General features: G+C 54.1%; 14 protein-coding genes. 5 read left to right on the top strand and 9 right to left on the bottom strand.

The genetic code is table 11. The features are described from left to right. Positions 1-46: 46 nt before the first annotated feature. Genes chuS through HV107_RS21245 form a run of 4 tightly spaced genes read left to right on the top strand, consistent with a single transcriptional unit; the run spans position 47 to position 3,657 of the window. Entirely contained in the window at positions 47-1,075 is a 1,029-nt protein-coding gene (gene chuS / locus HV107_RS21260) for a hematinate-forming heme oxygenase ChuS (protein ID WP_182060718.1), read from the top strand. Next, a complete protein-coding gene (locus HV107_RS21255) occupies positions 1,072-1,893 on the top strand; it encodes a hemin ABC transporter substrate-binding protein (RefSeq protein WP_182060717.1) in 822 nt (273 codons plus the stop codon). The genes chuS and HV107_RS21255 overlap by 4 nt, the downstream gene beginning before the upstream one ends. After that, positions 1,893-2,885, top strand: coding sequence for an iron ABC transporter permease (locus tag HV107_RS21250; RefSeq protein ID WP_182060716.1), 993 nt, complete (start codon positions 1,893-1,895; stop codon positions 2,883-2,885). The genes HV107_RS21255 and HV107_RS21250 overlap by 1 nt, the downstream gene beginning before the upstream one ends. Then, complete coding sequence (locus tag HV107_RS21245; RefSeq protein WP_182060715.1) at positions 2,878-3,657, top strand: heme ABC transporter ATP-binding protein; 780 nt, start codon at positions 2,878-2,880, stop codon at positions 3,655-3,657. The genes HV107_RS21250 and HV107_RS21245 overlap by 8 nt, the downstream gene beginning before the upstream one ends. Here HV107_RS21245 and selO read toward each other — a convergent pair. The 6 genes from selO to HV107_RS21215 form a co-directional block, all read right to left on the bottom strand. Continuing rightward, the gene (gene selO, locus HV107_RS21240) at positions 3,654-5,096 is read right to left on the bottom strand and encodes a protein adenylyltransferase SelO (RefSeq protein WP_182060714.1); all 1,443 of its coding nucleotides are present in this window, start codon (positions 5,094-5,096) and stop codon (positions 3,654-3,656) included. The two genes, HV107_RS21245 and selO, sit on opposite strands and share 4 nt — an antisense overlap. Positions 5,097-5,160: 64 nt before the next feature. Next, entirely contained in the window at positions 5,161-5,871 is a 711-nt protein-coding gene (locus HV107_RS21235) for an EAL domain-containing protein (RefSeq protein WP_182060713.1), read from the bottom strand. A gap of 294 nt (positions 5,872-6,165) precedes the next feature. Continuing rightward, entirely contained in the window at positions 6,166-6,630 is a 465-nt protein-coding gene (locus HV107_RS21230) for a C40 family peptidase (RefSeq protein WP_014069907.1), read from the bottom strand. 73 nt (positions 6,631-6,703) lie between these two features. Next, positions 6,704-7,459: a vitamin B12 ABC transporter ATP-binding protein BtuD gene (gene btuD / locus HV107_RS21225; protein WP_182060712.1), complete on the bottom strand. Its 756-nt coding sequence runs from the start codon at positions 7,457-7,459 to the stop codon at positions 6,704-6,706. After that, positions 7,459-8,010: a glutathione peroxidase gene (locus HV107_RS21220; protein ID WP_182060711.1), complete on the bottom strand. Its 552-nt coding sequence runs from the start codon at positions 8,008-8,010 to the stop codon at positions 7,459-7,461. The genes btuD and HV107_RS21220 overlap by 1 nt, the downstream gene beginning before the upstream one ends. A gap of 229 nt (positions 8,011-8,239) precedes the next feature. Beyond that, the gene (locus tag HV107_RS21215) at positions 8,240-8,812 is read right to left on the bottom strand and encodes a recombinase family protein (protein WP_182060710.1); all 573 of its coding nucleotides are present in this window, start codon (positions 8,810-8,812) and stop codon (positions 8,240-8,242) included. A gap of 33 nt (positions 8,813-8,845) precedes the next feature. Here HV107_RS21215 and HV107_RS21210 point away from each other — a divergent pair, with 33 nt between their 5' ends. Then, a complete protein-coding gene (locus tag HV107_RS21210) occupies positions 8,846-9,547 on the top strand; it encodes a tail fiber domain-containing protein (RefSeq protein WP_182060709.1) in 702 nt (233 codons plus the stop codon). A gap of 42 nt (positions 9,548-9,589) precedes the next feature. Here HV107_RS21210 and HV107_RS21205 read toward each other — a convergent pair whose 3' ends face one another. From HV107_RS21205 to HV107_RS21195, 3 genes are read right to left on the bottom strand one after another with little or no spacing between them, the layout of a single operon-like run. Beyond that, the gene (locus HV107_RS21205) at positions 9,590-10,906 is read right to left on the bottom strand and encodes a phage tail protein (protein ID WP_182060708.1); all 1,317 of its coding nucleotides are present in this window, start codon (positions 10,904-10,906) and stop codon (positions 9,590-9,592) included. A gap of 42 nt (positions 10,907-10,948) precedes the next feature. Beyond that, entirely contained in the window at positions 10,949-15,184 is a 4,236-nt protein-coding gene (locus tag HV107_RS21200) for a DUF1983 domain-containing protein (protein WP_182060707.1), read from the bottom strand. 52 nt (positions 15,185-15,236) lie between these two features. Continuing rightward, complete coding sequence (locus HV107_RS21195) at positions 15,237-15,650, bottom strand: hypothetical protein (RefSeq protein ID WP_182060706.1); 414 nt, start codon at positions 15,648-15,650, stop codon at positions 15,237-15,239. Positions 15,651-15,677 lie beyond the last annotated feature (27 nt).

The following is a 15,677-nucleotide window of genomic DNA, read 5'->3' as shown; positions in this document are numbered from 1 at the left end:
CCCTCGCCCCGGCTCGCCGGGGCAAATATTAAGAAAGGAAGAGACAATGAATCACTACACACGCTGGCTTGAGCTAAAAAAAGAAAACCCGGGTAAGTACGCGCGTGACATCGCAGGCCTGATGAATATCAGTGAAGCCGAGCTGACCTTTGCACGCGTGGGACATGATGCATGGCAGCTACACGGAGAAATTCGTGAGATCTTAGGCGCACTGGAAACCGTGGGTGAAACCAAGTGCATCTGCCGCAACGAATATGCCGTTCACGAGCAGGTTGGCGCCTTCACCAACCAGCACCTCAACGGCCACGCCGGGCTGGTGCTGAATCCGCGTGCGCTGGATTTACGTCTGTTCCTGAACCAGTGGGCGAGCGTGTTCCATATCAGCGAAACCACTGCCCGTGGTGAACGTCAGAGCATCCAGTTCTTCGACCATCAGGGCGACGCGCTGCTGAAGGTGTACACCACTGATAATACTGACGTCTCTGCATGGGGGGATGTGCTCACACGCTTTATCTTTGCCGATAACCCACCTCTGGCACTGAAAGCCGCTGAACTGCCTGTTCATGCTGAAAACGCCGACGGTGCTCTCGTGGACAAAGAGTGGCGCGCCATGACCGACGTCCATCAGTTCTTTACCCTGCTGAAACGCCATAATCTGTCCCGCCAGCAGGCCTTCCGCCTGGTGGGTGACGATCTGGCGTGCAAGGTCGATAACCGCGCGCTGGCGCAACTACTGGATACTGCTCACCAGGACGGCAACGAAATTATGGTATTTGTCGGCAACCGCGGCTGCGTGCAGATCTTCACCGGCGTAGTGGAAAAATGGGTGCCGATGAAAGGCTGGCTGAACATCTTTAATCCAGCCTTTACCCTGCATCTGCTGGAAGAGACCATCGCCGAAACCTGGGTGACCCGCAAACCCACCGCTGACGGCCATGTGACCAGCCTGGAGCTGTTTGCCGCCGACGGTACACAAATCGCACAGCTGTATGGTCAGCGTACCGAAGGTGAACCTGAACAAAGCCAGTGGCGCAGCCAGATTGATGCCCTGACACCAAAAGGACTGGCCGCATGAAAAAATGGTTCGCCCTGCTCAGCGCCTTACCGCTGGTAGCGTTTGCCGCCACGCCTGAGAGAGTGGTCACGCTCGGCGGCGATGTCACGGAGATTGTCTATGCGCTGGGTGCGCAATCGTCGCTGGTCGCACGCGACAGCACCAGCCAGTGGCCGCAGGCGGCAAACGACCTGCCGGATGTGGGGTATTTGCGCCAGCTTAATGCCGAAGGGATTTTATCCATGCGCCCGACGCTGGTGCTGGCAAGCGCGCAGGCACAGCCTTCTCTTGCCTTAGAGCAGGTCGAACAAAGCCATGTGAAAGTCGTCACCGTACCCGGCAGCAATGACCTGAGCGTGATTGATGAAAAAGTCCGGGTGATTGCGCAAGCCACTCACCAGCAGGCGCAGGGCGAGATCCTGCGCGGCAAGCTGCGTCAGGCGTTAGCGGCACTGCCCACGACACCGCTTAACACGCGTGTGCTGTTTATCCTCAACCATGGCGGCATGACCGCAATGGCGGCAGGACAACAGACCGGGGCCGATGCCGCCATTCGCGCCGCAGGGTTGCAGAATGCCATGCAGGGCTTCACCCGCTATCAGCCACTCTCTCAGGAAGGGGTTATCGCAAGCCAGCCCGATCTGGTTGTTATTTCGCAAGACGGCGTGAAAGCGCTCGGCGGTGAAGAGAATCTGTGGAAGCTGCCAGGTCTGGCGCAAACACCGGCAGGGCGTAACAAGCAGGTGCTGGCTATTGATGATATGGCGCTGCTGGGCTTCAGCGTGCGCACGCCACAGGCCATTCAGCAGTTGCGCACTAAAGCAGAGCTACTGCCCTGATGACCCGGCGTATCACACTCGCACTGTGTATGCTGGCCATGGCGCTGCTGGTGATGACGCTTCTGGCAACCGGTTTTGGCGCGTTGCGTCTGCCGGTAAGCCTGCTGTGGAATAACAGCGATGACGCGCTTCGTCAGATCTGGCTTACCATCCGTCTGCCCCGCGTGCTGCTGGCACTGGTGATTGGTGGTTCGCTGGCGCTGGCGGGCTGTGTGATGCAGGGGCTTTTTCGCAATCCACTTGCTGACCCGGGCCTGCTTGGGATCAGCAGTGGTGCTGCGCTGGCCGTTGCGCTGTGGGTGGTTATCCCGCTTTCACTGCCGGCCCTGGTGATGTTATACGCGCCCATGCTCGCGGCATTTCTCGGTGCGCTGGCGGCAACCGTGGTGATTTTCCTGCTCAGTCAGCAGCGGGAAAGCTCACTGTCGCGGCTGCTGCTGGTGGGCATTGCCATCAACGCGCTGTGCGGCGCGGCGGTGGGGGTACTTTCCTGGATCAGTAACGATGCCCAGCTTCGCCAGCTGTCGTTGTGGGGAATGGGCAGCCTTGGGCAGGCCCAGTGGTCAACGCTTCTGGCCGTGACCTCGCTGATGGTACCCACGGTATGGATTATCTGGCGCCTTGCGACTGCGCTCAATCTGCTGCAACTGGGTGAAGAAGAGGCGCATTATCTCGGGGTCGATGTGAAGGTCGTTCAGCGCGTTTTACTGCTGTGCAGCGCGTTGCTGGTGGCTGCGGCCGTTGCCATCAGTGGCGTTATCGGCTTTGTCGGGCTGGTGGTGCCGCATCTGATTCGAATGTGGCTCGGCGCCGATCACCGGGCGGTGATCCCCGGTTCCGTGCTGGCAGGGGCATTTTTACTGTTGATTGCCGATACGGTTGCGCGAACCCTGGTTGCTCCGGCGGAAATGCCGGTTGGGCTACTGACCAGCATTCTTGGCGCGCCCTGGTTCCTGTGGCTTATTTTCCGTCGGGGAGGCCAGCATGGCTGATTGTTTTAGCGCTGAAAATCTCACCTTCAGCGTGCCTCACCGCACCCTGATTAATGACGTATCCCTTTCGTTACCCCGGGGTGAGCTGGTGGCGCTGATTGGCCCTAACGGTGCAGGGAAATCGACGTTATTGCGCCTGCTCACGGGTTATCTCAAACCTACAAGCGGGCAATGCTTACTGGCCGGAAAACCCCTTCACGCATGGCACCCGGAAACATTATCGCGTCGCCGGGCAGTGATGCGACAGCAGACACAGCTTGGCTTTGACTGGCCTGTAGAAGCCGTAGTGGGAATGGGGCGCGCGCCCTGGACACGTCATCCTGAAGCAGCGCTGGTGCGTGAGGTGATGCAGATAACGGGTTGTTTACCGCTCACCGGGCGGCAGTTCGCAGCGTTGTCAGGGGGAGAACAGCAGCGCGTGCAGCTTGCCCGCGCGCTGGCGCAGTTGTGGTGTGACGACGAGCCAGGCGGCTGGCTGTTTCTGGATGAGCCAACCTCGGCGCTGGATCTTTACCACCAGCAGCACCTGCTGCGTCTGTTGAAAACCTTAACCGGCCGGGGAAAATTACACGTTTGTGTTGTTCTGCACGACCTGAATCTCGCCGCGCTGTGGGCGGATCGGGTCGTGTTATTACATAACGGGCAGATAGTTTCCCACGGCACGCCGGAACTGGTCTTGCAGGCCGACACGCTGGCGCGCTGGTATGGCGCGCAGGTTCACGTCGGCAAGCATCCGGCTCACCACGCACCGCAGGTTTTTCTCGCCCCTTAGCTTGAGCAACTGACTTCCAGCCGCTTGCCCCAGTCAGGTGGGCGGCTGACATAATCATCATCCCTGTCGGCAAAAGGTGTACGCAACGCCGAGTGCAACCGATGCAGCTCCGCGTATTCGCCCTGCTCTGCCTGTTCAATCGCCCGCTGCGCCAGCCAGTTGCGCAAGACCATCGCCGGGTTAGCCGCATTCATTTGCGCCTGACGGGTTGCATCATCCACATTATCGCGCTGCAAACGCTCACGATACTGCCGGTACCAGTCATCAAAGGCCAGGCGGTCGATGAACTCATCGCGCAGCACAGAAGCGCTGCTGTGCTGCTCCGTCTGGCCCAGCATCCGGAAGGTACGGGTGTAATCACTGCCCTCATGCGCCATCAGCGAGAAAAGCCCGTTCAGGATGTCGTTGTCGCCCTTCTCTTGTGTTACCAGCCCCAGTTTCCCGCGCATTAATACCCCGTATTCGCGCAGCAGAACCTCCTGATAGGTATCGAGCGCATCGTTGAGGGCATCAACATCGATAAACGGTGATAAGGATTGCGCAAGGCGCTGCAAATTCCACAGCCCTACCGCCGGCTGGTTGTCGAAGCTGTATCGCCCCTGGTAATCGGAGTGGTTACAGATATAACCCGGCTGATAATCATCAAGGAAGCCGTACGGGCCATAGTCAAAGGTCAGCCCCAGGATGGACATGTTATCGGTATTCATCACGCCATGCGCAAACCCCACGCTTTGCCAGCGGGCGATCATCGACGCGGTGCGCGCCACCACATCACAGAACCAGAGGCGGTATTTATCCTCCTCGTCCTGCAATGCGGGCCAGTGGCGGCGAATGGCGTAATCAGCAAGCTGGCGGACCTTGTCCGGCTCACGACGATAATAGAAATGTTCGAAATGGCCAAAACGCAGGTGGCTTTGCGCAACGCGCATCAGCATCGCCCCCTGCTCCATCGTTTCTCGCGCGACAGGCGTGTCGCTAGTCACGATTGATAATGCCCGTGTGGTGGGGATCCCCAACGCGTGCATCGCTTCCGACGCCAGACACTCGCGAATGGTTGAGCGCAGCACCGCGCGGCCATCGCCCATCCGGGAATACGGGGTAAGACCCGCACCTTTCAGATGCCAGTCGAATGATTGTCCGTCGGGAAGTTGTTGTTCACCCAGCAAAATGCCTCTGCCATCACCCAACTGACCCGCCCAGACGCCAAACTGGTGTCCGCTGTAAACCTGGGCCAGGGGTTTCATGCCTGGGAGCAGCGTTTCGCCGCCCCAGACGCCAGCACTTTCGGAAGGCTGGAATAACGCAGCCGGAACGCCCAACGTATCGGCAAGCAGGTCGTTATGCCAGATCAATCGGGCATTTTGTAATGGGGTTGGATTGAGCGCGGTATAAAAGCCGGGCAACTCGTCATGCCAGTGTGCAGTAAAAGACAGGGTCATAAGTCCTCCTGCTTTTAGTGTAGAGGGTTTACCTGGACTTAAACACGGGCGAAAACAAGGGTTATCACTGAACAAGCTGGGTGACTTGTTCCGCCGTGACTGCAGGCCAGAGTGCGCCCAGCATTGCGCCGAACTCAAATGGCATCACGCGCTGCAATGTTCCGTGGTCATCGATACCTGCCACAATCACCGACTTGCAGTGTGGTGTTATTTGCCAGAGGATCGCACGCATAAATGGCTCAAATGACAACTCGGTTACACGCTGTTGAATAAAGCTTCTGTCGATGATCACACGTTTAAACAAACCGTCATAAACAGGCTTCAGCGAAGCGGCCCCGGCACCAAAATTGGCCAGCGCCAGCGGATAACGGATCGCCATCCTTGCCATCTCCAGATCGTCCTTCCCGTTATTTAAACCCGGATAATTCTCATTAACGGTAAACTCCAGAAATGGGAAACGTTCGATTATTGAAACAGCGTTTTCATTTGTTAATAAAAACTCAACAATTGCAGGTGTAATATTAATCCATGCAATAAGTTGATGCTGAATAAAGAACAGTTTGCATGTCGCGAGCAGTTGCAGTTTTTCCTGAAACAGCGCGAGCTCTTCCGTAGGTGAAAGATGTGGGATAACAAGTTCAGTGGGGATTCGTACGTTTGTATCCACGCCAACAAAGTTAACCATAATTTCTAAAGCTTTAAGTTCCCCGGCACTATTACGTGCAGGGCAAAGTAAAAAATCAGACTGGTAAGCATTATCTAACGTGATAATCATTGCGCTCGCCCCGCTTTAAAGATGATAGAGGACATCCTGGAGCAATTGCTGACACAATTCCACTGTATTGATTTTAATAAGATTAATTTCATTAGTTCCGTATTAATTTTCAGATTTATCCCTGAATCTAAAATAATCTTATCCTGGTTACTCGTTAATAGCCAGTTTTAGATAAAACAGACACATACAGACATAATTAATTCGGCATGAATTTAACTTTAATCAACATATATCTGAAACTCAGGCGCGTTTTTTTAGCCAGTGCGCGCCAGGAAACTGACATGTTCAACGTTGCTAAATACGCCTGGCTTGCCAGAAATTTTTGCGCCAGTAAACATTATCGAGAGATGAACGCATCACCCCGCGACTGGTTGAGGCATGAATGAACTGGTTATCCGTATCATAAATGCCAACATGAAGGCCGCTTTCACCCGAGCCTGTTTTGAAAAATACGAGGTCGCCAGGCAGTAAATCGTCCTTATCAATTTCAGTGCCGATTTCAGCCTGTTTACGCGTTTCACGTGGCAGCTGTAAATCAAACTTATCGCGAAACGTCATGAGCACAAAACCCGAGCAATCCACACCACCACGGCTCATCCCACCGTAACGATACGGCGTACCGCGCCAGTTGCTCAGCTGATCGTTAAGGCTGGCAATGACCGTAATGGAATCAGACAATCGCGCATTTGGTGGCGGTGCTCGATGGCTACTGCATCCCGCAAGAAATAACGCCGCTGCAAGGAGAAACCAGAATCGCATTTCAGACGAATCCTCTGCTTTTATTGTTCTTTTCGTAATTTAGCGTGCAATTGTGCAACCGCGCAAGAAACGGTTACTCCTGAGTCGTGGAAATCAGCATCTTATGTCCTTCGATATCCAGTCTGCGAAAATGCATGTTATAGGCGCTGGCCAGATGAGGAGGCGTCAGTACGCTATCCCGCGCGCCGCTGGCAATCATTTTCCCCCGAGCCAGCAGCCATACACGGTGGGCATGGCGTAGCGTATGGTTCAGGTCGTGGCTGCTCATGATCACAGCGATACCCGCACGGGAAAGTGAGCTCAGGATGTTGTCGAGCGCAGCCTGTTGAGCGACATCCAGGCCGCTCATTGGCTCGTCCAGCAACAGCAAACATCCATGAGGATTGCCTGCCGGATGGATTTGAAGAATAACGGCCGCCAGACGCACACGTTGCCACTCGCCGCCAGAAAGCTGGCTGGCATTTCGCGACAGTTTGTCCTCTAAGCCCAATGCCGCCGCCACCTCTTCGAGAAGCGCTGTGTGGCTTTTATCATGCAGATGCAGCGTAAGATAGTGCCAGACCGGCATCGCAAACGGCGGGACCTGCTGTTGCACTAAATAACCCCGCCGGTGCGCCAGTGACACAGGTGACCATTCGGCAAGAGAGTGCCCCAGCAGGGTTATCTCGCCTTGTCCGCTGGTCAGCCCCGCGATGCGCGCCAGCAGCGTGCTCTTTCCTGCGCCATTCGGCCCCACAAGATGCAGGATCTCTCCTGCATTGATTGCAGCGCTCATCGGCTCAAGACGTCCTTTTTCAGCCACATCCGTAAGCTGCATCAGCAAGGTCATTAGTGAGCCAGCGCCTTTTTAATCGCGTCAGTCACTACGGCGTCTTCCGGCGTCATATCCGGTGAGAAACGCTGTACAACCTCTCCATCACGGCCTATCAGGAATTTTTCAAAGTTCCACAGGATATCGTCCGGGTAGAGCGGCGCACGTCCTTTACTGGCCATACGCTCGTAGAAACCACTGCCCTGCGGGGCAACTGCGGTCGGTGCAGCAGAAACCAGTTTTTCATACAGAGGATGACGGTGCTCGCCATTGACATCAATCTTGCTGAACAGCGGGAAGGTCACACCATAGGTGGTACTGCAAAATGTTTTGATCTCTTCTTCGCTGCCCGGCTCCTGCCCCAAGAACTGATTGCAAGGGAACCCAAGCACGGTAAAGCCTTCGTTCTCCCAGTTTTTTTGCAGCGCTTCAAGCTGCTCGTACTGCGGCGTCAGGCCACATTTAGAGGCCACATTCACCAGCAGCAAAACTTTGCCCTTGTAGCCCTCAAGCGTTGTCTTTTCGCCGTCAATGGTGGTCACTTCGGTATTCAGAATATCGTACTGCATAGCATCCCCTCAGTTTATCCCGTGGTTGGGTAGATTTAACGTCCGGCTTTTAATAGTAGCCAGATAAGAGCTCATCTCAAGTTATCTTTTGTTAATCATAATTTTACATGTAATCCAATGGATTAGCTCATTCTCTATCGGAGAATATTAGAGAATAACGGAAATTACCCTGCCCCTTTCCATGCCCCTGAACCAAATTTTGCCCCCAAATTTGCCCCCAAATACATTCTTAACCGAACTCATTTAGAAGTGATGTACCTACTGGGAATTTTTTATACAGCGTGCACACTGCAACATCGTAGATGATCGCAACCTGCTTTCTGTCTGTACCATTTGCGATGAGCCTCCCGGCCTGAGCCCATTGCTCAGCTGTTAACTTCGGACGTCTACCGCCGACCCGCCCTTTTTCCCTCGCAGCCGCCAAACCTGCCCGGGTGCGTTCCACTATCAGCTCCCTCTCCATTTCTGCGAGAGCTGACATAATATGAAAAATGAAACGCCCCATCGGGCTTGAGGTATCAATGCTGTCTGTGAGGCTCTTGAAGTGGATCCCACGCAGGCGCAGTTCATCCACGAGCAATACCAGATTGCGCATACTGCGGCCGAGACGGTCGAGTTTCCAGACCACCAGCGTGTCCCCCTCATTAAGAGCTTTGAGGAGCTTTCTCAGTGCTGGTCTGTTCGCCACTGTTCCACTCATTTTTTCTTCGAAAATCTGTTCACATCCTGTGCGTTCAAGCGCCTGTCGCTGAAGATCCGTGTTCTGGTCATTTGTTGACACCCTGACATATCCTATTTGCATGTTTCCAGTCACCTTTTTATTCAAACAATCCCGGTGACGTTATCGGATGCAACTTCAAAAGGCATTATCAAAAACGTTGGTTTAGGAAGTACTGATTCGCCGACCTTCTCTTCCATCGAATTATCGGCCGCATCGCCATTCCTCGATTTTCATTACGGCTCTACCAGTAATGATTATTCCGCACGACTATGGGCATCAGGAACCACAAGCCTGGAACTGAAAGGCGGCACAGGTGGCGGAACGGGCATACTTCAGGTTGAAGGCGGTTATCAGTGTCGTTCCGGGACAAAAGGCAGTTACAGTGCGAGCGCGTTTAACATGCTCTGGACCAGTGGGGCTATGCGTCTTTATGTCGACACCAGTGACGTTGGTGCGATCACCGTTACTTCATCGGACCGGGAGCTGAAAGAGAATATCGTCTATCAGACCGACCGGGAAAAGGCAGCAGATGAAGTGAGCAGATGGCAGGTTGCTCTCTTCGATATGAAAGCCAGGGGCGTTCTCGATAAGAAACCGGGGCAGCTCGGCTTCATCGCTAACGACATGAAGGAGATCTCCCCCGAGGTTGTGAAAGGTACGGGCCTGCCTGCCGGGATTGACCTCGAAAGTGATGATCTCTCTGGCATGTACTACCTTGACCCAATGGCAGCTATCGCAAAACTGACCCTGACTATCCAGCATATGCAGGGTGAGCTGGCAGAGTTGAAAGAACTGCTTAATACACAGAAACCCTAAAATTGCTCACCAGGCAGATCGCTCTGCCTGGCATTTGAGTCTTTAATCCCCGGATGCATCCTGCGCGGCAGCATTCACTTTCATTTTCCAGATGCTGTCTTCAGGCATATCAAGACGCACATCGATCCAGCTGTTCAGCGGCACGTCGATTGGAGCCCCCTTCGTTTTCACCATTTCCCCATCGTCGCTTAAGATATATTTGCGCTTGAACAGGCGGATTGTCAGCTCCCCGTTATCGCCTTGCTCAGCCTCTACAATACCGAGCTCACCCATTCCGCCCGGATCCATCGGCGGCAGAAGTTGCCAGCCAGAGGATGCCAGACCGGTAGAGCCTGCCAGCACATAAACGCCGACATCGAGGCGGCTTACGTGAACTCCTTCAGCCTCCTCGTTCGCCGTGGCGCAACCACACCAGGAGAAGCCGTCTTCGGCTACATCATCACGCTGATTTTCTTCCTGCGACTTCACGATACGCGCGACTGGTGATGCGGCCTTGAGCGTGCCGTCACTGGCCTTTGTGGTATTACCCGTTGTATACGCTTCATGGTAGGTCCAGGATGCTCCGTTGCTGTAACTGAAGAACGTTCTTCGGTTGATATAAGACTGCAATATCCTTGTTGCCCGAAGCCCTCGCTGAATAATGAGATAGGTAAAATCTGCGGTGAGGCCGATCTGCGGCATGTAGCCACTAACAATGTTATAGAGTCCACTTGGTCTTGAATGACTTGCTGTGTCATCAATGGGATAAGCAAGGCTATCACCTCCCAACCCGAATGCACCATTCAACATAACCCTTCCGGTCGTGCTGTCTGATGCACTTGTCTGGACATCAGCAGTTGCAGCACTTCCTAAACCAAGGTTTGTGCGGGCATCTGCGGCGGTTTTCGCACCAGTACCACCCTGGCCAACGCTGAGCGCGGTAGTCAGCCCGGAAAGGCTGGTGATGTCGCTGTTTGCCCCTTTCTTCGCCAGTGATTTCTGACCCGGTACCGTGACAGCTACGCCGTTAATCGTGATGGTGACGTCTGTAGTACCGTTCATTACATCAGCGAAACCGCTCATGTAACGCTGGTACATCGTGAACGTTTCAGCAATATCCTGCGCCAGGCCATCCACACTCAGGCTGTCGCTAAGCAAAATCGAATACTTCGTCCCCGCAGGGATGGCAGGGCTTGCCGCAGGTGTCACGGTGAGACTGGTTGCCCCGCCGATAGCGGTAATCTGGAATACCTGGGCAGGACTGGTCAGCGCGATAACTGTGCATCCGTTGCGGATAAGCGAGCCCGCGGCATTAAAGGCTGTACCCGTTCCGGTAAGTGTATTGCCGCTGATCGCAATTGTGCCTGTTGTGTAAATCATATTTTCTCCTGGAATAAAAAAACCCGCCGAAGCGGGTTGTAATTACGACTGCGTGAATGAGCCAGAACCTCGGGACACCTGCATAGTTGGCGAATAGATGCCCACATCAGCATGGTTGGTAGTATTGGCGCTTTGCATCTTAATCGAGCAATTCACCACTTTCCCTGTAACCCTGGCGCTGTGCATAACCGTCACATACGTTGGCCTAGTCCTGTCTGTGTTTGCAGGGGTGTTAATGGTGATCACCCTGGAGCTTCCACCAATAGTTATCGTGGCAGTTGCAAACGTCTGTGTTACACCAGCACTCGCCTCATTAGCAGAAATCTGCACCTTGACCAGTGCCGTTACAGTCACATGTTTTTGCCCTGACGGGTCCCCTGAATCTGTGTATGTCATGTTTCTGGTGATGCTATCCCCTTCCATATCACCAAATGTCTGACCCACAGCCACATCACCGATGAATGATTCAGCCTGAACAGTCCCTTTAAACGTGCCGCTGGTTGCTGTTATTTTCCCGGTAAATTCCCCGGCAGATGCATAAACAGTTCCCCGGATCGTGACATTATTGAATGTCGCAAACCCAGACTTATTGATATGCCAGCCAACATTTCCCGTTCCGTCCCAGGTTGAAGACTGAATATAGCTGCCGATTTTGGCGTTACCGATCGTCCCGTCACCAATTACGGTGTCCCGGATGATGGTTTGTCCGTTCTGGATAACAAACGGCAGAGTCACGTCCCCACCGGCTTGAGTCATCACCGCGAAGCGGTCAGCAAGGAAGAGAACCTGCGACTGCATACCCGCTGGCGTATTCTGAACACCAATCCCCATCCCTGCCGCGTACTGGTTACCATTAGAATCAACAGCGACCTTGATACTGTACATCGCATTCAGGTTGTTATTGATATCTGCCGACACCTGCGCGTTCTGGACAATAGCAGCACTTTGGCCGTTTACCGTGACCTTAAGCGAGTTGATCTGCGTGGCTGATGCCTGAGAGAAGTCCGCCATGGTTTTGGCAAAATCCGTCACGTTCGCAGTGTTCCCGCCAGCACTTGAGTCCAGCGTTTTCAGCGATTCGGCAACGGCCTTACTGGCATCCGCCATGACATTATCAACGCGTTCAATACTGGCTTTGTTGTCACCGTACTGCACGCTCTGGGTCATTCGCTGATTCACCTGAGCAAGGGTACTGGTGATAAGCGCTATCGCGTTGTTCTGGATGCCACCATTTGCCGTATCGGTCCTGGCTCCCAGCTCATCCAGACGGGATGCCATAGATGAAGTGGCGTCAGTTACAACCTGCTGCAAACTGGTGATATCAGCGCTGTTCTGCGAGCTGGCCTGCCCCGCAGCATCAGCCTTGTCAGAAATCACCTGGGTGGTGGCCGTGAGCTGGTCTACCGCGGTGGCCCGGGCCTGCGTTTCATCGGACAGCGCCTGCCTGACCTCCGTAATGCCGGCCGCGTTGTCTGCTGTCTCCGCCTCCAGCCGGGTGACGTCAGTAACGCGCGCTTCCGTTTCCGTGGCAATCACTTCCCGGAGCTGCTCGAAGGTGGCAGTGTTGGCTCCCTGCTGCGCCGTCTGGCGGACAACGACATCAGCGATGGCCAGGGCATTGCCGATAATGGCTTCCGCAGTCTGCTTATTCGAGCCTACCGCAGCTGCCAGACCATCCGCGTTCTCCTTAATCGCATCAGACAGTTCAGCCAGTTTGTCACTGCTGGCCACTGCATCCTCGATCAGGTCCTTGAAGACTTCGGAACTTTTGATGTCCTCCAGGATTGCATCAGTGATATCGGAAACATCGATGCTTGCCTGCCCACGAACAAAGTCTGTCCATTCACTCTGATTACCGATACGGTCAACAAGCCGTGCCCGGTACCAGAACTCCTGACCCGCCTTCAGCCCCATCTGCTGATAGAGTTTCTGAGGATACGGAACATCAGCCAGAAGCATCGGACTCGCACCGTCAGAGGTCAGGCTGTATTGCAGTTCTGTATTAAGCGTATCACCGGAATCAGCAGGGAATCCCCAGGTTACGTTGATGCCGAAAACGACATCATCCGTTGCAGAAAGACCAACCGGCTTAGGCACATCACCAGTGCGTCCTTTCAGATGCGTGAGAGCTGAAGTTGCCCATAGACTTGAGGCCCCGCCAGAGTTAATTGCCCTGACTCTGACAAGGTAATCACCCTCAAAGATGCCGGGCACTTCGATATTGCGCAGGCCAGTCTCCGGCACGTTAACCCATTCGTTATCTCCGCGCTTCCACTGCACCCGGTAGGCAATAACATCTGCCTGAGGCTTGCCATTTTTATCCAGTGGCGCATCCCAGATAGCGGTTAGCGTGGCCACGCGCTGCCCTTGTCGAACCGAATCATAGCTCGACACCGCGATGTTAGTCGGCTGATTCACAAGCCCGGTCGGGATCAGGCTAATCGGCGGTGTATCCAGACGCGCATTGTTATCAACGGCGTCATATTTTGACGCATTATATTCAGCGCCGGTGATAGTGAAGGTGTTTTCCTCATCATCGAATTTCAGGTTCGTTACCCGGAAGTACTGGAGGCGAAGCTGGCCAGCATCAATAACGAATACGGCGTTCGGTAACGGCTCAGCCGCGAACGGCGTGGCCACCACCAGTTGTGTGCCGTTTACGGCCTGGATTACCCGACTCTCAACGGTACCGCCCTGTGTGCGGATCATCAACGTATCACCCGCGATAGCACTGGTACCCCGATCGGTGGTAACAGCCTTAAGCCCTGCGTTGTGGCCGGTAATGCGCCCGCCGTATACCCGCCCGGACAGACGTTCATCGGCGAACGCAAACACCGTACCCGGTACATACAAAAAGCCATCAAGCCCGGTCTGAAGCGTGATAATGCGATCCAGGGAGTTGGAGTATACAGCCCACCCGCCGCGCCGTTGTGCCTCGCTTTCACGTGTGCAGCCAATCGCAGTGATCTGCGTCTGCTTAAACTTGAACTGCTTAACCAGGTCCGGGAACATTACTGCCGTGGTGCGGTCCTGATAGTGGTTGTCCGGGTCGCTGAAGTTAATCAAGGCGCTGGAGAAGCGATATTTTTCACTCCCGCTCGAGTACACCGGTTTTCCAACCACCGACGCGCGGGTGAGGATCTGTAGCTTAGAGGTATCCGCTGGCATATCAGAGACAACGTTGAACATGTTGTTGCCCCAGAAGGTCATTCCGTTAAAGCCCGCAGCAATATCTTTAATCACCTGCCAGGCATCAGCCTGCGACTGGATGTAAACGTCAAACATAAAGCGCGGCTCGGTACCGCTTCCGCCTTTCCCGTCGGGCACCTTCTGGTCGCAGCGCTGGGCGATGCGATAGAGTTCCCACTTATCGAGCATTTCAGGCGTCACGCGGCGACCAAGGCCGAAACGCGGTTCTGTCAGAACATCGAACCAAATCCATGCCGGGTTGTTCGTCCAGCCCCACTTAAACGTCCCGTCCCACGTGCCGCCATAGGTTCGCGCTATTGGATCGTAATTCGAAGGGATACGGATAATACGCCCCTTCGGCTTACAGGAAATCTTCGGGATGTTGTTGAATGACTTCGCGTTGAACGATATGTACAGCAGAGCCGTGTGTGGATAACGCAGACGAGCGTCGATCACCTCCGTAATTGCCTGCACCTGCGTTTTGTTCTGCAACATCTGGCTGGTGCTGTCGTCGGTGTCACGCACTACACGTATCTGCCAACCGGAACTGGCTTTTGGTAAGTTAATGCGGTGGGTCAGCTCATAGAGAGAACTGAGCTTCTCCGTAACGGTTTTAGTCATGACCGTAGAGTAAGCGCCCCCATCCACCGCAACATCGATATGATACGTGACGGAGGTACCAACAATGTCGCCGTCATTCTCCTGCAACTGCAATCCGGTAATGCCTACACGCACAAGTACAGCGTCAATTTGGGTATTGCTTAGCGCCCGGATCCACGGAGTTGCCTTCGTCAGCGATACCCCAATACTGGTTTCGTTTTCTACCGCAGGAAAGCCCGGGATTGGCGTCTGGGTCTGTGTGCCAGGCCGAAAATCCCAGGATACGTTTTCAAAGTTCATTGAACCGTCAGCATTGCCTAACGGCGTGCCATCGAGGAAGATGCTCGACGCGTCCAGCCCGCCAGCAAACTCACCTTCTCCCAGGGCCAACAGTATGCGGCAGCGAGCCATGGACTGTGCCGAATCGGGTTGCTCCACGGGCGTATGCTGTTTCTGGCTGCCACCCTTTGCACCTGTAATCGTTGCCATATTGCATCCATAAAAAAACCCGCCGAAGCGGGTTGTTGTTAGTCTCTGGTGGTTAAAATGCCGTTGGATAAATGCCGAAGTCACCGTTCGTCCCGTACCCAATCCGGTACATCAGAGTTTTTTCGCCAGTAACTTTCCCTGACTGCTCACTCATACCACCACCGCAGATGCCTTTTGGCCAGGCACTAAAAATATGCTCTCCAGTGGACGGATAAACCGTAACCTTTTGCGCGGTATCAAGATCAGCAACTTCCTTGCCATCTACGTAAACCCGGCTCATACAAGCGCTCCCCATAAATCCAGAGTCCCGCTTAATAATTACTTCACCAGTACCATCTTTTTTAGTTAAGAGATCCGAATTGATGATTTGTTTTGCGGGTGCGTCTTTTGCCTGTTCATTTGATACAGGTTTCGTAGCGCAGCCACTGAGGCCTATTAATGCCAATACAACCAATAGATTCTTCATGTCCCTATATCCATCAGTAAAAGAAGA

Origin of the sequence: Enterobacter sp. RHBSTW-00175 (genome assembly GCF_013927005.1) — a bacterium.
Lineage (GTDB): Bacteria > Pseudomonadota > Gammaproteobacteria > Enterobacterales > Enterobacteriaceae > Enterobacter.
Note: the sequence above shows the minus strand (reverse complement) of the source record. Positions and strands in the feature narration are given on the sequence as shown.